The organism is Rhodococcus sp. K11/5 (assembly GCF_055193735.1).
On record NZ_CM143721.1, the window covers coordinates 3,596,306 to 3,614,529 of the forward strand.

Sequence of the window (18,224 nt, forward strand, 5' to 3'; positions counted from 1 at the left end):
CAGAACAACCGCGAGTATCCGCGACACCTGCGCCCGCAGTGGCAGACTGGCCCGCGTGTACAGCCTTTCGAGGGGCGAGAACCGTCCCGCCTCGACGGACACGCTGACGATCACGGTCACCGGCACGGCAGTCGACGTCTCCGCACTGCTGCTCGCCGCGAACGGTCGGGTCCGTAGCGACGACGACCTCGTCTTCTTCAACAATCCCCGCGGCCCCGGCGTCACCGTCGAGGGCGCGAGCGTGCGTGTCGACACGAAGCAGCTGCCGCCCGACGTCGAGACCGTGGCCATCACCGCGGGCCCGGACGGATCCGGCGCCGCGACGTTCGAGGGCGCAGCCCTCCGGGTGACGATCGGCGACGAGTTCACCTTCGACCCGACGGGTCTGACCACCGAGACGGCCCTGGTGTGCGTCGAGATCTACCGCCGCGCGGATGCCTGGAAGGTTCGGGCCGTCGGGCAGGGATACGACGACGGGCTCGCGGGCATCGCCACCGCCTTCGGCATCACCGTCGACGACGAACCTCCGCCGAACCCACCGACCGTTCAGAACCCACCGACCCACCAGAACCCGGGAGCACTGCCGATGAGGAGTGAACTGTTCGCACCCAGCCACGCCGAGGTGGGTGGCACGGGAATCCAGAAGCAGGGCAGCAAGATGTGCCGCGTCGCCATGAACGGCGAACTCCTCGCCCGCGCCGGCTCGATGGTCGCCTACCAGGGCGATCTGAAATTCGAGGCCATGGGCGCCGGAGGTATCGGCAACCTCGTGCGGCAGAAACTGTCCGGCGAGGGTGTGCCGCTGATGAAGGTGTCGGGGCGCGGCGACCTGTTCCTGGCCAACGCCGCGCAGGACGTGCACATCATCGATCTGGACGGCACCGACGGCCTGACCGTCAACGGCTCCAACGTGCTCGCGTTCGAGCCCACGCTGTCCTACCGCATCGGGCGGGTCCAGGGCGCGGCGGCGGGCGGCAACGCCGGCTTCTTCAACTGCGTCTTCGAGGGCCGCGGTCGTATCGCGATCACCACCGACGGCGTACCGGTGGTGCTGACCGTCGACCAGCCCACCTTCGCCGACCCGCAGGCGGCGGTCGCGTGGTCGTCGAGCCTGCAGACCTCCGTCAAGCGCAACGACCAACTCAACTTCGGCACGCTCATCGGCCGCAGCACGGGCGAGCGCTTCACGCTGCAGTTCGCGGGACAGGGCTTCGTCGTCGTGCAACCGTCGGAGGAACCGCCCGGCGGCATGATCGGCGGCACCGGGGGCGGACAGCAGGCGGGCGTCGGCGGAGCCCTCGGCGGCCTGCTGGGCAGGTGACCGGAACACACGTCGACCACGGGCCCCGGGTACGGTTTCGAGGGAGATATCCGTCCGGGGGGAGGTGTGGGATCGACGTGACGCGCGCCGACACCGATACGACGTCGCCCTGGTGGCAGCGTGGCCCCCTCGACCGGGTCGTCCGCCTGCACGGCTCACCGTTGCGTGACCTCGCCGAGTCCGTCGATCCACTCCCCGCGGAGGCGCCCGCCGTCCTCTTCCTCACCGTTGCACCGGGAACCGCGTCGCACCTCGCGAGCGCCGTCGCCGCGGCCCTCGAACGCGCCGCGCTCGACCTGGTGCCCCTGTGGCTTCCCGGCGGTCGCGAGGCCGGAGACACCTCAACCCTGGAACGACGCGCTGCGCAGGCGCGGGCCCGCGAGTTCGCCTCGACGACGCCGCACTTCGGCCCCTACCTCGCCGCCCTGGCCGACGCCTTCGTCGCCGGCACCACACCCCGGCCCGACGCGTTCGCCCGCGAGACCAGGCTCGCCGGGTGCGGTCGCGTCGTGGCCGCGGCGAACGGCCGGCCGTCGACGCTCCTGGTTCTCGACGTCCCCACCGCCGTGGACCCCGCAGCGGTGGCCGCAGCCGCCGAGTGGGTGAGCGCTGCGGGGGTCGCCGTCTGGTTGACCGGGCCGGGGGCGGAAGCCGTCGATCGGTTCCCCTCGATCCGCGTCGACGCCCCGACCGCACCCGCAGATGTCGCGACCGTCGTCGAGCGGTTCCGGCCGCTCGGCTACCCACCCGTCGAGGGTCACCCGCACGCGGCGAGCGCCGCCGAGAAACTCCTCGACCGACACCTGAGCCGCCACGAGTGGGCGCGCGGCCGCGGACACAATCGGGTGCTGCGGTTGACGACGCTGTCGCGACCGTTCACCGTCGACGTGCTGTGGTCGGCGGAGAAGGTAGCGGTGGAGATCGACGGACCGGAGCATCGGGGGCGGGCACGTTTCACCGATGATCGCTCCCGCGACAATCAACTGCAGACACACGGGTACATCGTTCTGCGGTTCACCAACGAGGACGTCCTCACCGACCACGAGCAGGTGTCGGCGACCATCGAGAAGGCTGTGCGACAACGACGATCGAGAGGGAACACGACGTGAGTGCGAACGAGCTGACCGGCACCGAGGTGGCCGCGTTGATGGTGCTGATGGCCGAGGCACGGACGGTGCGGAATCCGGAGTTCAAGGAGCTCGCGTCGGACTTGAAGAAACCGTCGCGGGACAAGCTGGTCCGCATGGGCGCCGTCGAGGTGGGCAAGGAGGGTCGCACCATGACCCTCGAACTCACCGACAAGGGGTGGAAGATGTGCCACGACCTGATGGGATCGCAGCCCCCGCCCCAAGCGAGCAAGGCACTGTTCACCGTCCTCGCCGGTCTTCGTCGCTGGCTCGACCGCGAGGACCGTCGCCCTGCGGAGGTCTTCTTCCCCCGCGACACCCCGGCCACGATCGAACCGATCCCCACCCCCGCGAACGCCGTCGTCACCCCCGCCGTCCGCGAGCAGGTCCCCCTCACGCCCGCGGAGGTGGAGGCTCGCGTGCGCGCGGCGTACGCCGACCTGGCTCGTGAGCCCGGTGCGTACCTTCGGCTGTCGCGCCTGCGGCCCGCACTCGACGGCATCCCCCGTGCGGATCAGGATTCGGCTCTCGTGCTGCTGCAGCGGCAACGCGGTGTGAACCTGATCCCGGAAGAGAATCAGAAGACCCTGACGGACGAGGATCGCGCCGCGGCCGTCCTCGTCGGCAACCAGCACAACCACCTTTTGGCGATCCACTCGTGATAGGCGATTCCATGAGCACCGCAGACGTTCAGATCCGCGCCCTCGAGTCGGTCCGGCTGAGCTGGGCCCCCACCCCGGACGACGTGTGGCGATCGCAGTCCGACGTCCACGTTCCCGGTCTGCACGACCGGGTGTTCAACGACGTCATGAACGCGTACGCCGACGCCGACGGCTCGGACGACGCCAGCCCGCTGGGCGTGGTGGTCCGCGGTCCCGCCGGCTCGGGCAAGACGCACCTTCTCGGTCAGGTCCGTGAGGAGGTGCAGCGTCGGGGCGGCTACTTCTTCCTCATTCGCCTTCTGGACGCCGCGGGCTTCTGGCGGTCGGTGCTGATGGGCATGCTCGACGACCTCACCCGACCCTCCGGACACGACGCCGACAGCCAGCTCGGGTTGGCCCTGCGCCGACTGTGCGAGATCGGGGGGATGACCGAGGATCAGCGCCTGCAGGTCATGGGCGAGAAGATGATCGACCTCGAGACGCTGAACGACTTCGTCACCGGGGTCTACAAGGCCTACCCGCGGCACCGGCGAACCTCGCAGCACACGCTGCGCGCCCTGGTCCTGTCGATCGCGCCCGACGCGTCGGTCCAGGACATCGGCGACGCGTACCTGCAGTCCATCGACGACGTCGATCCGGGCGAGTTCGAGACCTGGGGCATCCGCCGGGCGGAACTCGGCCACCAGGGCATCGCGGAGAACATCTCGCGCCTGCTCGCCATCACCGGACCGACGATCCTGGCGATCGACCAGATCGACACCCTCGTCGCTCAGGCCCGCACCGGTGCGGATCAGGGCTACGCGGACGCGCAGGAGGACAAGGTCGTCGAGCAGCTCGCGCACGGTCTGATGTCGTTGCGGGAGACGTTGCCGCGCACGGCGTCCGTGCTGTCGGCCCTGTCCAGCGCGTGGGAGCTCATCGCCGCCCGCGGGACCGCTCCGGTGAAGGACCGGTTCCGCATCACCGACGATCTCGAGCGCATTCCGTCGTCGGAGATCGGCCGTCTGCTGCTGGGACGACGCCTGCAGGCGTGCTTCCGTGAGGTGGACTTCGAACCGCCGTACCTGACGTGGCCGGTGGCCGAGGACGCCTTCGCGCAGGCCCCCGACTTCACGCCCCGGCAGCTGCTGATAGCGGTGGACCGGCACATCCGCCGGTGCCTCGAGACGGGGACGGCGACGGAGCTGACCGACTTCCGGGAGAGTTCCGGACCCGACGAGAAGCCCGTCATCCCGCCGCCCGAGAAGGGCGAGATGGAAACGCTGGACAAGCGCTACGCCGAACTCCGGGACCACGCGGACCTGTCCACCCCGCTCGCTCCCGGCAGCGAGGACTCGTTGGTTCCCGCTCTGCTGTCGGCCGGTCTGACCGCGTGGATCCACGAGCACCAGACCTCGGACGACAGCCTGGCGCAGGATCCGCCGCCGAGCGGCAAGCCGGCTCTGCACGCCCGGCTGCGGCACACCGTCGACACGGACACCGACGACGAGGAGCACTGGTGCTTCCGGGCGGTCACCTCGCCCAACGCGCGCGCGGCGCTCGCCCGCATCGAGCGTGCGGTCACCGCGGCCGGTCTGCACATCGACATGCCGCGCCGCAAGCTCGTCCTGATTCGCAACACCCCCTGGCCCAACGGCGCCAAGACCGAGCAGACCGTCGCGGCGCTGCACCGGGCGGGAGGCGTCGAGGTGGCCCTCGGTGACGCGGACCGTCGGGCGCTGTCCGCTCTCGGCACGTTGTTGGCCGAGAACTCCCCGCACCTGACGGCGTGGCTGCTCGCTCGCAAGCCCGCTCACGACGTGGAGCTGTTCCGCACGATCCTGCCGGAGGTCTCGGCCGTCGACGATGCCGTCGCCGCGGAACCCGAGGACACACCGGCGACTCCGGCGCCCGCCCCGCGCCGTGCGTCGATCACCATCGGCGCCGAGGTGACCACCAACGGCGAGGTGCAGATTCCGCTGGAGGCGCTGCGCAAGCACACCGCGATCTTCGCGGGATCCGGCTCGGGCAAGACCGTCCTGATACGTCGCCTCGTCGAAGAGGTTGCACTGCAGGGTGTTTCGTCGATCGTGCTCGACATCAACAACGACCTCGCTCGTCTGGGCACCGCGTGGCCCGAGGACGACCGCACCTGGCCGCCCGGCGACGAGGCGAAAGCCGCGTCGTACCTGGAGGACACGGAGGTGGTCGTGTGGACTCCGCGCAAGTCCAGCGGCCGACCGCTGAGCTTCCAGCCGCTGCCCGATTTCGCGAGCGTGGTGAACGATCCCGACGAGTTCGACGCGTCCGTCGAATCCGCATTGGCGGCCCTCGCCCCGGCCGCCGGGGTGACCGGGCCGTCGGAGAAGGCTCGGCATCGCCAGGCCGTGCTCCGGGAAGCGTTGGCGGGCTTCGGCCGACGCTCGGCGGGCGACCTGTCCGACTTCGTCGACCTCCTCGAGAACTTCCCCGAGGACGGCAGCGAGATGCGGGACGCGGTGCGTATCGCGGCGGGTCTGGCGGAGAACCTCAAGGCCGCGATGACGAACGATCCCATGTTCGCCGGTGCGGGTACCCCCGTCGATCCCGGAGTGCTTCTCACCCCGACCGACGGCAAGAAGGCTCGGGTGTCGGTGATCAACCTGTCCGGGCTGACGACGGAGGAGCAGAAGCAGAGCTTCGTCAACCAGTTGCAGATGGGTCTGTTCGCGTGGATCAAGAAGAACCCCGCGGGTGACCGGCCGCTCGGCGGCCTGTTCGTGATGGACGAGGCGCAGAACTACGCTCCGTCCGACCGCGCGACCGCCGCGACGCACAGCACGCTCGCGCTGGCGTCCCAGGCGCGCAAGTACGGGCTCGGCCTGGTGTTCGCGACGCAGGCGCCGAAGGGGTTGCACAACCGCATCGCGGGCAACGCCGCCACGCAATTCTACGGACTTCTCAACAGCCCGGCGCAGATTCATGCCGCGCAGGAGATGGCGCGGGCGAAGGGCGGGTCGGTTCCCGATGTCGGACGCCTGCCCGCCGGCCAGTTCTACGCCGCGGTCGAGGGGTCGGAGTTCCGCCGCACGGCTACTCCCCTGTGCCTGACCTATCACCCGAAGAGCCCGCCCACCGAGGAGGAGGTCCTGGAGCTCGCGAGGCAGTGAGTCAGGCCTCGAGCGCCCCGGCGATGCGGTGTTCGATCTGGGCGTACGCGACCGCCGGGAGCGCGACGAGGCCGTCGAGTTCGGCCCGCGCCTTGCGGTAGGCGGCCTGCCGCTCGGCCGGGGTCGACGCCTCGTCCATGGCCATCCGCAGCAACTGCTGTGCCCGGACCAACCGCTTCTGCTCGGCGTCGGCGAAATCGCCGCGGCGACGACGCTTGGCCTCGGACTCGGCGGCGGCGAACGCGACGACGTAGTCGTGCACAGCGGAGCGGTACTCGGCCAGGGCTTCCGGCTTTCCGACGAGTTCGTCGGCATCGGCGGGGCGCCGTGAATCGGCTTCGAGCTTGGCGCGATGGAACGCCACGGTCAGCGGGTCGCGCATGTTCGTCATCATCGGGTACTCGAGCAGATCGACGACGTCGGTCTCGTAGGCGAACCATCGAGCGTCGGTGGCGGTGTGCTCGTCCAGGGCCTTCCGCGCCGCGCGCCGTTGCGAGTCCTCGTCGAGGTGAAGCGCGGCAGTACGTTCGAGGGCCGCAGCCTTGGCCTGCTCCTTGATGCGAAAGCGTTCGAGCCGCCGGTCGGCACGACGCTCGTTGGCCGCACCGACGGCCTTCACACCCCCGGCGATGGATCCGCCGAAGATGAACCACAGCCACCAGTACTGCGCGATGAACTGCAGAATCGCTCCCATGACTTCACCCCTCGACTGTCGGTCGTCGCCGAAGTCTATCGAGCGTAGGTTGGTTCGCATGGCTTACAGATATCTGGGCAACAGTGGACTCAAGGTTTCCGAGATCACCTACGGCAACTGGCTCACCCACGGCTCGCAGGTGGAGAACGACGTCGCGACCGCGTGCGTGAAGGCCGCGCTCGACGCCGGCATCACCACCTTCGACACCGCGGACGTCTACGCCAACGGTGCGGCGGAGACGGTGTTGGGCAAGGCCGTTGCCGGTGAGCAGCGCGAGAACCTCGAGATCTTCACCAAGGTCTACTTCCCGGTGGGGAACAAGGGCCCGAACGACACCGGCCTGTCGCGCAAGCACATCTTCGAGGGCATCGACAAGTCGTTGACCCGCCTCGGTATGGACTACGTGGATCTCTACCAGGCGCACCGTTTCGATTACGAAACGCCGCTCGAGGAGACCATCGCCGCGTTCGGCGACGTGGTCCAGCAGGGCAAGGCGCTGTACATCGGCGTCTCGGAGTGGACGGCCGACGAGCTGCGCCGCGGGCAGGAGCTCGCCCGGGAGCGCGGATTCTCGATCGTGTCGAACCAGCCGCAGTACTCCGCGCTGTGGCGCGTGATCGAGGCGGACGTGGTGCCGGCGTCGAAGGAACTCGGCATCTCGCAGATCGTGTGGTCCCCGCTCGCCCAGGGCGTCCTGACCGGTAAGTACGTTCCGGGACAGCCGCTTCCGGAAGGCTCGCGTGCCACGGACGACAAGGGCGGCGCGGACATGATCTCGCGCTACATGAACGACGACACGCTCACCCGCGTGCAGAAGCTCAAGCCCGTCGCGGACGATCTCGGCATCACCATGTCGCAGCTCGCCATCGCCTGGGTGCTGGCCAACGACAACATCGCGGCCGCGCTCGTCGGCGCGTCGCGCCCGGAGCAGATCGCCGACAACGTCAAGGCCATGGACGTCACCCTCGACGCGGACGTGCTGGCGAAGATCGACGACGCGCTCGGCGACATCGTCGAGAAGGATCCGGCGAAGACGGTCAGCCCGGAGACGCGCATCGTCTGACCCGTCTCGGTTCGACAGGGTGCCGCCAACAGGCGCTTCGTCAACGGGAATTTCGTCAACATTCGGTAAATCGACCAGCGAATCTTCTCGTTGACCGTGCAAAAATCCGGCAATAGGTCTTGGGTGTAACCATGACCCCCGAGACCTGGACGTTGGCCGCCGACGGCGGCACCCTGTCGTCCATCGAGAACGCGATCAACAGCACCTTCGATCCGATCACCACCGCTGTCACGAGCGTCGTCTTCTACTCCGTGAACATCGGTGGCGCGTCGGTACCGCTCGTGGTGCTGTGGCTGCTCGCAGCAGCCATCATCTTCACCGTCACGTTCAAGCTGCTGCAGGTTCGCGGGATCAAGCATTCCCTCGAACTGGTGCGCGGTAAGCACGACGATCCCACCGCCCCCGGCGAGGTGAGCCACTTCCGAGCGCTCACGGCCGCCGTGTCCGGCACCGTCGGTCTCGGCAACATCGCCGGCGTCGCCGTCGCCGTCACGCTCGGTGGCCCCGGCGCCACGCTGTGGATGATCCTCGCCGGTTTCCTCGGGATGGCGACGAAGTTCGTCGAGTGCACGCTGGGCGTGAAGTACCGCGACGTGCACGAGGACGGCACCGTCTCCGGCGGGCCCATGAAGTACCTGACGAAGGGTCTCGCCGAGCGCGGCCTTCCCCGCCTGGGCAAGGGCATGGCCGTCGTCTACGCCGTCATCATCATCTTCTTCGGTGTCTCCGGCGGAAACATGTTCCAGGCCAACCAGACCTACGCCCAGGTGCGTGACGTCACGGGCGGCGACGACGGCTTCCTCGGCTCCGACGCCGCCAAGTTCGGCTTCGGCCTCGTCGTCGCCATCGTCATCGGCCTCGTGATCATCGGCGGCATGAAGTCCATCTCGTCGGTCACCGCGAAGCTCGTGCCCTCCATGGCGATCATCTACATCGTGGCCTGCGCGATCGTCATCGGCGTGAACTACGACCAGGTTCCCGGCGCGTTCGTCGCCATCTTCGAGGGCGCGTTCACTCCGACCGGAGTCACCGGCGGCATCCTCGGCGTCATGATCATCGGTATCCAGCGCGCCGCGTTCTCCAACGAGGCCGGCCTCGGTTCGGCCGCCATCGCGCACTCCGCGGTCAAGACGCGCCACCCGGTCACCGAGGGATTCGTGGCCATGCTCGAGCCCTTCATCGACACGGTCATCATCTGCACCGCGACCGCCCTCACCATCGTCATCGCCAACACGCAGACCTGGCAGGATCAGCGCCAGGTGGTCGCCGAGACCGGTGAGCTTCCCGCGGGCGGCGTGACCCTCACGTCCGACGCGTTCGCCACCGTGCTGCCGTGGTTCCCGTACGTCCTCACCGTGGCCGTGGCCCTGTTCGCCCTGTCCACCGCCATCACCTGGGCCTACTACGGATCGCAGGCGTGGCAGTCGCTCTTCGGCCGCAGCGCCGTCTCGCGCCATTCCTTCAACATCATCTTCTGCGTCTTCACCGTCATCGGTACGGTGCTCTCGCTCGGATCGGTCCTCGACTTCGCCGACGCGGCCCTGTTCGCGCTGGCCGTCGTGAACATCATCGGGCTCTACATCCTGCTCCCGGTGGTGCGCAGGGAACTCAGCGAGTACATGGCGATGCGGCGGAACTCCACGGATCCGGCCGGGACCACGTCGCTGAAGAAGTAACCTCCCCGCTCCCCTCCCCCGATTCTGCGACCGAAACTGCCATCCGCACGCGATATTTCGTGAGCGGGTGGCAGTTTCGTACGCGGAATCCGAGGGGGCGCCCTCAGGACGCGAGCTGCGGCGACCAGAGGTCCGGCCCGAACACCTCGTACGAGATCTGCTCGGCGGGAACACCGTGCACCAGGGCGGCGGCACGAAGGGCGCGCAGGAACGGCAGCGGCCCGCACCCGAGCACATGCGTCTGCGCGCTCATCTCCAGCCGATCGAAGTCCATGAGGCGTCGCGACGACGTCGAGTCGTTGTCGTCGAGTTCCTCGTACCAGGAGTGCGACGTGACGTGATCGAGCCCGGCGGCCGCATCGGCCACCGATGCGCGCAGAGCGTGGTCGGACCGAGTCCGATCCGCATGCGCCAGGATCAGCGGACGCGCGGGGTGTGTACGGGACAGATGTTCCACGAGCGGCAATGCGGTCGTGATCCCGGCGCCGGCCGTCGCCAGCACGATCGGGCCGTCGCCCTCGGGGATCGTGAAGTCACCGGCAGGGGTACTCACCTCCAGAACATCGCCGACGGCGACGACTTCTTGCAGATGCGTCGACACCTGTCCGGGAGGCCCCGTCCGTACCGCGGCGACGGTGATCTGCAGCCGGGTCGTCGACACGAGCGACGAGACGCTGTACTGCCGCGGCTGGCGCGTGTCGTCGGCGAGATCGACGAACACGGAGACGTACTGGCCCGGCTCGATCATCGGAAGCGGCGCCCCGTCGACCGTCTCGAGTACCAGCGACACGGTTCCGGCACTTTCCTGCACCCGCTTCACGACGCGGTAGAGCCGCAACGCATCGTGCGGATCGATGTCCGCCGCCGCGTACATCCGCGCTTCGGTGGCGATCAGCTGTGTGGCGAACAGCCAGTACACCTCGTCCCAGGCCGCCGCGATGGACGGCGTGACGGCATCGCATGCCCGGATCCACGAGGACTTTGTGCCTCCACCACCGATTTCGCGACCGACATTGCCATCCGCACGCGATATTTCGCGTGCAACCGCACATTCCGTACGCGGAATCCGAGGGGGCACTCACAGAGCCCGGACGCACAACGGCCCCGCACTCGGATTCGAGTGCGGGGCCGTGTGTGATCAGGTATTACTTGGCCTTCTCCAGGACCTCGACCAGTCGCCAGTGCTTCGTGGCGGACAGGGGCCGGGTCTCCATGAGCTGAACGCGGTCACCGACGCCGGCGACTCCGTTCTCGTCGTGGGCCTTCACCTTGGTGGTGCGACGGATGATCTTGCCGTAGAGGGCGTGCTTCACACGGTCCTCGAGCTCGACGACGATCGTCTTCTCCATCTTGTCGGAGACGACGTAGCCGATACGAACCTTGCGGCTGTTGCGTGCCTGGTCTGGGGAATCTGAAGCGGTGCTGTTCACAGTGTCCTCGCTCATGCTGCGTCACCTGCCGTGTCCTCGGCCGGTCCGGCAGCGAGCCCGAGCTCACGCTCGCGCATCACGGTGTAGATGCGTGCGATCTCGTGGCGGACCACACGCAGTCGACGGTTGTTGTCCAGCTGGCCGGTGGCCATCTGGAAGCGGAGGTTGAACAGCTCCTCCTTCGACTCACGAAGGCGGTCGATCAGTTCTTCGTCGCCGAGCTCACGGAGCTCGGCAGCCGGGGTACCGGTAGCCATCAGAACTGAACCTCCCTCGTGATGATGCGTGCCTTGATCGGCAGCTTGTGAATCGCGCGCGTCAGGGCTTCACGAGCGATCTGCTCGTCCGGGTAGCTGAGCTCGAAGAGCACGCGACCGGGCTTGACGTTCGCAACCCACCACTCCGGCGAACCCTTACCGGAACCCATGCGGGTCTCGGCAGGCTTCTTGGTGAGCGGGCGGTCCGGGTAGATGTTGATCCAGACCTTGCCGCCACGCTTGATGTGGCGAGTGATCGCGATACGGGCCGACTCGATCTGACGGTTGGTGATGTAGGCGGGCTCGAGAGCCTGGATGCCGTAGTCACCGAAGGTCACCTGAGTTCCGCCCTTGGCGGCACCCGAACGCTTGGGGTGGTGCTGCTTGCGGTGCTTGACCCGACGGGGGATCAACATGCGTCAGCCCTCCTTCTGCTCGGTCGTAGCGGGTGCATCAGCGGTTGCGGTCGCGGCGCGGCCGGCCTCGGTGCTGGTCGCCGTGGTGCCCGAGGCACCGCTGCGACGCGGCCGGGACGGACGCTCACGACGGGGGCGATCGCCGGCCGGTGCTGCAGCGGCGACGGCTTCGTGCTTGCCGCCGACGATGTCGCCCTTGTAGATCCAGACCTTCACGCCGATGCGACCGAAGGTGGTCTTCGCCTCGTAGAGGCCGTAGTCGATGTCCGCACGCAGCGTGTGCAGCGGAACGCGACCTTCGCGGTAGAACTCGGACCGGCTCATCTCCGCGCCGCCGAGGCGACCGGAGCACTGAACGCGGATGCCCTTGACGTTGGGCTGACGCATGGCCGACTGAATGGCCTTACGCATGGCCCGACGGAAGGCAACACGGTTCGAGAGCTGCTCGGCGACACCCTGGGCGACGAGCTGAGCCTCGGACTCGGCGTTCTTCACCTCGAGGATGTTGAGCTGAACCTGCTTGCCGGTCAGCTTCTCGAGCTCGGAACGGATGCGGTCCGCCTCGGCGCCGCGGCGACCGATGACGATGCCGGGACGCGCGGTGTGGATGTCGACGCGAACGCGGTCACGCGTGCGCTCGATCTCCACCTTGGCGATGCCGGCCCGCTCCATGCCCGTGGCGAGGAGCTTGCGGATGGAGACGTCTTCCTTGACGTACTCCGCGTACTGCTTGTCTGCGTACCAGCGGGACTTCCAGTCGGTCGTGATGCCGAGGCGGAAGCCGTGCGGGTTGATCTTCTGGCCCACTACTGAGCTCCCTTCCGGCGACCACGTGCAGAGCCGCCCGACTTGGGGATGCTCTCCACGATGACCGTGATGTGAGACGTGCGCTTGCGAATGCGGAACGCGCGACCCTGTGCACGCGGCTGGAAACGCTTGAGGGTTGCACCCTCGTCGACGTAGGCAGCAGCAACGATCAACGTGCTGGGGTCGAGGTTCAGGTTGTTCTCGGCGTTGGCTGCGGCACTGGCCACGACCTTGGCCACGGGCTCGCTGGCGGCCTGCGGTGCGAACTTGAGGATGTTGAGTGCGTCCTCGACGCTACGACCGCGGACCAGATCCACGACGCGTCGAGCCTTCATCGGCGTCACGCGAACGTGCTTGGCCGTGGCCCGAGCGATCGGGTTGGCGGTTTCGGTGTAGTTGGTCATCGCCTCTTCGCCTTCCGGTCGTCCTTGATGTGACCCTTGAAGGTCCTCGTCGGCGCGAACTCACCGAGCTTGTGTCCGACCATCGCGTCCGAGACGAACACCGGCACGTGCTTGCGACCGTCGTGGACGGCGAAGGTGTGACCGATGAAGTCAGGGGTGATGGTGGAGCGTCGTGACCAGGTCTTGATGACCTGCTTGGTGCCCTTTTCGTTCTGAACATCCACCTTCGCAAGGAGGTGGTCGTCGACGAACGGGCCTTTCTTGAGGCTGCGTGGCATCCTGTACTCCCTCCTTGGCTAGCGCTTGTTCTTGCCGGTGCGGCGACGGCGAACGATGAGCTGATCGCTCGGCTTGTTCTTGCGGGTACGGCCTTCCGGCTGTCCCCAGGGGCTGACCGGGTGGCGACCACCGGAGGTCTTGCCCTCACCACCACCGTGCGGGTGGTCGACCGGGTTCATGACGACACCACGGACGGTCGGGCGCTTGCCCTTCCAGCGCATACGGCCGGCCTTGCCCCAGTTGATGTTGGACTGCTCGGCGTTGCCGACCTCGCCGACGGTGGCGCGGCAGCGCACGTCGACGCGACGGATCTCGCCGGACGGCATACGCAGCGTGGCGTAGGGGCCTTCCTTACCGAGCAACTGCGCACCCGCACCGGCGGAGCGCACCATCTTGGCGCCACCACCGGGACGAAGCTCCACCGCGTGAATGGTGGTACCCGTCGGGATGTTGCGAAGCGGCAGGTTGTTGCCCGGCTTGATGTCGGCCGTCGGACCGGTCTCGATGGGCGAACCCTGCGAGATGCCCTTGGGCGCGATGATGTAGCGCTTCTCGCCGTCTGCGAAGTGCAGCAGTGCGATGTTGGCGGTGCGGTTGGGGTCGTACTCGATGTGAGCGACCTTGGCCGGCACGCCGTCCTTGTCGTTACGACGGAAATCGATCAACCGGTAGGCGCGCTTGTGGCCGCCACCCTTGTGACGGGTGGTGATGCGGCCGTGGGCGTTGCGGCCACCATGGCCGTGCAGCGGGCGGATGAGCGACTTCTCGGGCGTCGAACGCGTGATCTCCGCGAAATCGGAGACACTCGCGCCACGACGACCAGGAGTGGTCGGCTTGTACTTACGAATTGCCATGTTTGTCTCGTCCCTTGATCCTCGAGGGTCCTCGGTGCGCCGGCCGCTTACGCGACCGGGCCTCCGAAGATCTCGATCGGCTTGCTGTCGGCCGAGAGGGTCACGAGCGCGCGCTTGGTGCTCTTACGCGTGCCGTAGCCGAATCGGGTCCGCTTGCGCTTGCCCTGTCGGTTCATCGTGTTGACGCTGGTCACGGTCACACCGAAGATCTTCTCGACGGCGATCTTGATCTGCGTCTTGTTGGAGTCGGGGTGCACGATGAACGTGTAGGTCCCCTCCTCGATCAGTCCGTACGACTTCTCCGAGATGACCGGCGCCAGCAGGATGTCGCGGGGATCGGCGATGGTGCTCACTTGGCGTCCTCCTGGGATTCCACTGCTGCCGTGTTCGCCGGCCCGGCGATGAAGCTGTTCAGGGCCTCGACGCTGAAGATCACGTCGTCGGCTTCCAGAACGTCGTACGTGTTGAGCTGATCCGGCGCGATCGGGTGGATGCCGTCCAGGTTCTGCACGGACTTCCATGCAGCCAGGTCGGCGCGGCCGATGACCAGCAGGACCTTCTTGCGATCGGTGAGCTCGGCGAGGAACGTGCGGGCGCCCTTGGTGGAGGGAACCTGTCCGGCGACGAGTTCGGTGATCACGTGGATGCGCTCGCTGCGGGCCCGGTCGGAGAGGGCTCCGCGCAGGGCTGCGGCCTTCATCTTCTTGGGGGTCCGCTGGCTGTAGTCGCGCGGCTGCGGGCCGTGGACGGTGCCACCGCCGACGAACTGCGGTGCGCGGGTCGAGCCCTGACGGGCGCGGCCGGTGCCCTTCTGGCGGTACGGCTTCTTGCCACCGCCGCGGACCTCGCCACGCGTCTTCGTCGAATGCGTGCCCTGGCGTGCGGCAGCGAGCTGCGCGACGACGACCTGGTGCATCAGCGCGATGTTCGCGGTGCGGTCGAAGATCTCGGCGGGGAGATCGACGGTGCCGTTGGTCTTACCGCCGGCTTCCTTCACGTCGAGCGTCAGCTTGACGTCGGACTTCTTCTCGACACTGGTCATGCTCGCGCACCACCCTTCACTGCACTCTTGACGATCACGACGCCGCCCTTGCGGCCCGGGATCGCTCCCTTGATCAGCAGCAGGCCGTTCTCGGCGTCCACCTTGTGGACCGAGAGGTTCTGCGTCGTGATGCGATCGCTACCCATCCGACCCGACATGCGCATGCCCTTGAAGACACGGCCGGGGGTCGCGCAGCCACCGATGGAACCGGGGCGGCGGTGGACAGCCTGTGCACCGTGGCTCGCACCCTGACCGGCGAAGCCGTGACGCTTCATCGTTCCGGCGAATCCCTTGCCCTTGCTGACGCCCGTGACGTCGACGAAGGCGCCGTCCTCGAACTCGGCAGCGGTGAGCTCCTGGCCGACCTCGTAGCTCGACGCATCGGCGATGCGCAGCTCCGCGAGGTGACGGCGAGGGGTGACTCCGGCCTTGGTGAACTGACCGGAGACCGGCTTGTTCACCTTGCGCGGATCGATCGCGCCGAAGGCGACCTGCACGGCGCTGTAGCCGTCGCGCTCTTCGGTGCGGATTGCGGTCACGACGTTCGGGTCCGCCTTGACGACGGTGACCGGGACGACGCGATTGTTCTCGTCGAAGACCTGGGTCATTCCGAGCTTGGTGCCCAGAATTCCCTTGGCCGGACGCTTGATGTTGTCAGTCATGGTTGTCCCCGCGCTCACTGAATGTTGACGTCGACACTGGCCGGCAGGTCGATGCGCATGAGCGCGTCGACCGTCTTCGGGGTCGGGTCGAGAATGTCGATGAGTCGCTTGTGCGTGCGCATCTCGAAGTGCTCGCGAGAATCCTTGTACTTGTGCGGCGAACGGATGACGCAGTACACGTTCTTCTCGGTGGGCAACGGCACAGGTCCGACCACGCGTGCCCCGGTACGGGTCACGGTCTCGACGATCTTGCGCGCTGAGGCGTCGATCGCTTCGTGGTCGTAGGCCTTGAGCCTGATGCGGATCTTTTGTCCCGCCACGCTTATGTCCTCTTCCTTGCCCGTAGTTCTCGGTGATTCCGAGGGTCTCGGTGGATCCGCGGATCCGGTCTCGATGTTTCGGTAGCAACCATGAAGAAGAACGTGGCAGAGTCTCGCTGCACGCACAGGCGTGGCCAGGGTCATCCGTTGCCGCTGTTCATCTGTCATGGTTCTCCGGTCCACGCGGTCGGGTGTGTCGCTCGCCCGAACAGCAGATTCCGGATGCGCCAACGGTGCCGGCGCGGTGTTGCTACGTTCTTCGTGCTCCACCTCCACCGAGAGTCGTGGCCACGCGCGAACGCACGGCGACACTCACCTCGGTCAAGGCAACCCGAACAGTATGACCCACGGGAGCACTCGAGTTCAAATCCGTACGCGAAGCCGGCGACCCTACCGTCGAGTAAGGTCCCCGACCATGAATCCCGGCTCCGCCCCCACCGCCACCTACTCGATGTGGCGCAAGCTCCCCGACAACGTCGTCGGCTCGGTCGCGTTCTCGCTGGGCATGTGTGCCCGGGTGCCCTACTTCGCGTCGGTGCTGCCCCGCGTCACCGAACTCGCACCCGGGCACTGCGTCGTGACGGCCCCGAAGTGGTGGGGCGTGCGCAACCACCTCGGAACGTTCCACGCCATCGCGTCGTGCAATCTCGCCGAGGTGGCGATGGGCATGCTCGCGGAGGCGACGGTGCCCACCTCGCACCGGTGGATCCCGAAGGGCATGACGGTGCAGTACCTCCGACCGGGCACGACGCGCATGACGGCGACAGCCCGCCTCGACGACCTCCCCGTGTGGGCGGAGGTCACCGAGGGGCGGGAGTTGACGGTGCCGGTGTCCATCCGAGATCGCGACGGTCGCGAGGTGGTCCACGCGGACATCACCGTGTGGGTGACGCCGCGGGACCGCTGACCTCCCGCAGCCGCCGACCTCGCGAGACTCAGGCGCCGATCGACGGGCCCAGGATCGCCCAGCTGTCCTTGAGATCCTGCTGCCAGTACTCCCACGAGTGGGTGCCGTCCGGACGGAAATCGAACGTCGCCGGAATCTGCAGTTCGGCGAGTCGTCCCGCGAGCTGGCGGGTGCACTCGGCGGTGGCGGCCTCGATGAGACCGCCCACGATCACGCGGTTGGCCAGTGCGACGGGCGAGCCCTCGAGACGCGGGCTGGCCAGGTTGTCGTCGCGCCCCGGCAGTCCGGATCCGGTGGTCACGTAGATCGGGGTGCCGCGAAGCTTCTCGGCCTGCAGGAACGCGTCGTTCTCGGCCCAGAGGGGATCGTCGGCCTCGCCCCACATGTTCACGGTGTCGCCGCCGCCGCGGGCCTCGACGACGGAGTTCACGTAGAACTGCCCCACCGGGTCGGACGTCCGGGCGCACCCGCTGTACGACGCCACCGAGGAGTACAGCCCCGGCGAGTTCGCGGCCAGCATCAGCACGGCACTGCCGGACATCGAGATACCGGCGATGGCCTGACGGCCGCTGGTGCCGAACGAGGCGTCGACGACGGGCGGCAGTTCCTTCGTCAGGAACGTCTCCCACTTGTTGCGCCCGAGCTCGGGGTCGTCCTGGCGCCAATCGGTGTAGTAACTGAACGCGCCGCCCTTGGGCACGATGACATTGACGTTCTTGTCCGCGAAAAACTGTTCGATGTCGGCCTGGTCCGGCCAATTGCTGCTCGGATCCTCGCCGCCGCTGGCGCCGTTGAGCAGGTACAGGGTGGGGCGCGGCGCCGAGGTGTCCGCCGGACGCAGGACCTGCAGGTCGATGACCCGATCCATGGACGGCGAGTACACGGTGACGTCGTACCGGTTGCCACCGACGGCGGTGACCGACTCGATGCGGGTGCCGTCGGCGGTGACGACGCCCGACGCGGGTGCGCTGGAGGTGACGGCGCCCGACACGGGTGCGGATGCGGCGGGTGCGTCCGGGAGGCCGTCGGCAGCCGCGACGCCGGATCCGAAGACGAGAGCTGCGGTCACCGTGGTGGCAGCGAGAAGAATCGACGGCGTACGCACGAGAGCGCGGGGCGTCCGGCCGTGTGTGCGAGGTGCTTCGTTCACGTGTGTCCTGCGTCCTTCTGTCGGG

General features: G+C 67.6%; 21 protein-coding genes. 7 read left to right on the top strand and 14 right to left on the bottom strand.

Translation table 11 applies throughout. The features are described 5' to 3' along the window. Window positions 1-55 precede the first annotated feature (55 nt). The 4 genes from ACY466_RS16980 to ACY466_RS16995 all read left to right on the top strand — a co-directional run bounded on the left by ACY466_RS16980 (window position 56) and on the right by ACY466_RS16995 (window position 6,238). Window positions 56-1,321, top strand: a complete 1,266-nt coding sequence (locus tag ACY466_RS16980) for an AIM24 family protein (protein ID WP_463246803.1) — start codon at window positions 56-58, stop codon at window positions 1,319-1,321. A 77-nt stretch (window positions 1,322-1,398) separates the two neighbouring features. Next, a complete protein-coding gene (locus tag ACY466_RS16985; protein ID WP_463246805.1) occupies window positions 1,399-2,430 on the top strand; it encodes an endonuclease domain-containing protein in 1,032 nt (343 codons plus the stop codon). Next, window positions 2,427-3,110: a hypothetical protein gene (locus tag ACY466_RS16990; protein WP_463246807.1), complete on the top strand. Its 684-nt coding sequence runs from the start codon at window positions 2,427-2,429 to the stop codon at window positions 3,108-3,110. Before ACY466_RS16985 ends, ACY466_RS16990 begins: the two co-directional genes overlap by 4 nt. Window positions 3,111-3,121: 11 nt before the next feature. Beyond that, on the top strand, window positions 3,122-6,238 hold the full coding sequence (locus tag ACY466_RS16995) for a helicase HerA domain-containing protein (protein ID WP_463246809.1): 3,117 nt from the start codon (window positions 3,122-3,124) through the stop codon (window positions 6,236-6,238). A 1-nt stretch (window position 6,239) separates the two neighbouring features. Here the strand turns inward: ACY466_RS16995 and ACY466_RS17000 are convergent, their stop codons facing one another. Then, window positions 6,240-6,932: a hypothetical protein gene (locus ACY466_RS17000; RefSeq protein ID WP_463246811.1), complete on the bottom strand. Its 693-nt coding sequence runs from the start codon at window positions 6,930-6,932 to the stop codon at window positions 6,240-6,242. Window positions 6,933-6,990: 58 nt separating this feature from the next. Here ACY466_RS17000 and ACY466_RS17005 point away from each other — a divergent pair, with 58 nt between their 5' ends. Together ACY466_RS17005 and ACY466_RS17010 are read left to right on the top strand one after the other, a co-directional pair. Then, window positions 6,991-7,995, top strand: a complete 1,005-nt coding sequence (locus ACY466_RS17005; protein ID WP_463246813.1) for an aldo/keto reductase family protein — start codon at window positions 6,991-6,993, stop codon at window positions 7,993-7,995. A 131-nt stretch (window positions 7,996-8,126) separates the two neighbouring features. Beyond that, entirely contained in the window at window positions 8,127-9,671 is a 1,545-nt protein-coding gene (locus ACY466_RS17010; RefSeq protein WP_463246814.1) for an alanine/glycine:cation symporter family protein, read from the top strand. 103 nt (window positions 9,672-9,774) lie between these two features. On the opposite strand, the gene ACY466_RS17015 is transcribed toward ACY466_RS17010, so the two are convergent. The 12 genes from ACY466_RS17015 to rpsJ form a co-directional block, all read right to left on the bottom strand. Then, window positions 9,775-10,749 carry an FAD-binding oxidoreductase gene (locus ACY466_RS17015; RefSeq protein WP_463246816.1) on the bottom strand — a complete coding sequence of 325 codons (975 nt, stop codon included), beginning with the start codon at window positions 10,747-10,749 and terminating at the stop codon, window positions 9,775-9,777. Between the two features lie 67 nt (window positions 10,750-10,816). After that, window positions 10,817-11,116 carry a 30S ribosomal protein S17 gene (gene rpsQ / locus ACY466_RS17020; RefSeq protein ID WP_463246817.1) on the bottom strand — a complete coding sequence of 100 codons (300 nt, stop codon included), beginning with the start codon at window positions 11,114-11,116 and terminating at the stop codon, window positions 10,817-10,819. Next, on the bottom strand, window positions 11,113-11,358 hold the full coding sequence (rpmC, locus tag ACY466_RS17025) for a 50S ribosomal protein L29 (RefSeq protein ID WP_463246819.1): 246 nt from the start codon (window positions 11,356-11,358) through the stop codon (window positions 11,113-11,115). The genes rpsQ and rpmC overlap by 4 nt, the downstream gene beginning before the upstream one ends. Beyond that, complete coding sequence (gene rplP / locus ACY466_RS17030) at window positions 11,358-11,774, bottom strand: 50S ribosomal protein L16 (RefSeq protein WP_463246820.1); 417 nt, start codon at window positions 11,772-11,774, stop codon at window positions 11,358-11,360. Before rplP ends, rpmC begins: the two co-directional genes overlap by 1 nt. 3 nt (window positions 11,775-11,777) lie before the next feature. After that, on the bottom strand, window positions 11,778-12,581 hold the full coding sequence (gene rpsC / locus ACY466_RS17035; RefSeq protein ID WP_463246822.1) for a 30S ribosomal protein S3: 804 nt from the start codon (window positions 12,579-12,581) through the stop codon (window positions 11,778-11,780). Beyond that, window positions 12,581-12,985: a 50S ribosomal protein L22 gene (gene rplV, locus ACY466_RS17040; RefSeq protein WP_463246824.1), complete on the bottom strand. Its 405-nt coding sequence runs from the start codon at window positions 12,983-12,985 to the stop codon at window positions 12,581-12,583. Before rplV ends, rpsC begins: the two co-directional genes overlap by 1 nt. After that, entirely contained in the window at window positions 12,982-13,263 is a 282-nt protein-coding gene (rpsS, locus tag ACY466_RS17045; protein WP_463246825.1) for a 30S ribosomal protein S19, read from the bottom strand. The genes rplV and rpsS overlap by 4 nt, the downstream gene beginning before the upstream one ends. 18 nt (window positions 13,264-13,281) lie before the next feature. Beyond that, window positions 13,282-14,118: a 50S ribosomal protein L2 gene (rplB, locus tag ACY466_RS17050; RefSeq protein WP_463246827.1), complete on the bottom strand. Its 837-nt coding sequence runs from the start codon at window positions 14,116-14,118 to the stop codon at window positions 13,282-13,284. A 47-nt stretch (window positions 14,119-14,165) separates the two neighbouring features. After that, entirely contained in the window at window positions 14,166-14,471 is a 306-nt protein-coding gene (gene rplW / locus ACY466_RS17055) for a 50S ribosomal protein L23 (protein WP_463246829.1), read from the bottom strand. Next, a complete protein-coding gene (gene rplD / locus ACY466_RS17060; protein ID WP_463246830.1) occupies window positions 14,468-15,160 on the bottom strand; it encodes a 50S ribosomal protein L4 in 693 nt (230 codons plus the stop codon). Before rplD ends, rplW begins: the two co-directional genes overlap by 4 nt. After that, window positions 15,157-15,822, bottom strand: a complete 666-nt coding sequence (gene rplC, locus ACY466_RS17065; protein ID WP_463246832.1) for a 50S ribosomal protein L3 — start codon at window positions 15,820-15,822, stop codon at window positions 15,157-15,159. Before rplC ends, rplD begins: the two co-directional genes overlap by 4 nt. A gap of 14 nt (window positions 15,823-15,836) precedes the next feature. After that, a complete protein-coding gene (gene rpsJ, locus ACY466_RS17070) occupies window positions 15,837-16,142 on the bottom strand; it encodes a 30S ribosomal protein S10 (RefSeq protein WP_003938093.1) in 306 nt (101 codons plus the stop codon). Window positions 16,143-16,557: 415 nt separating this feature from the next. Here rpsJ and ACY466_RS17075 point away from each other — a divergent pair, with 415 nt between their 5' ends. Continuing rightward, window positions 16,558-17,049, top strand: a complete 492-nt coding sequence (locus ACY466_RS17075) for a hotdog fold domain-containing protein (RefSeq protein WP_463246834.1) — start codon at window positions 16,558-16,560, stop codon at window positions 17,047-17,049. A gap of 28 nt (window positions 17,050-17,077) precedes the next feature. On the opposite strand, the gene ACY466_RS17080 is transcribed toward ACY466_RS17075, so the two are convergent. Then, window positions 17,078-18,118: an alpha/beta hydrolase gene (locus ACY466_RS17080; RefSeq protein ID WP_463252335.1), complete on the bottom strand. Its 1,041-nt coding sequence runs from the start codon at window positions 18,116-18,118 to the stop codon at window positions 17,078-17,080. Between the last annotated feature and the right edge of the window lie 106 nt (window positions 18,119-18,224).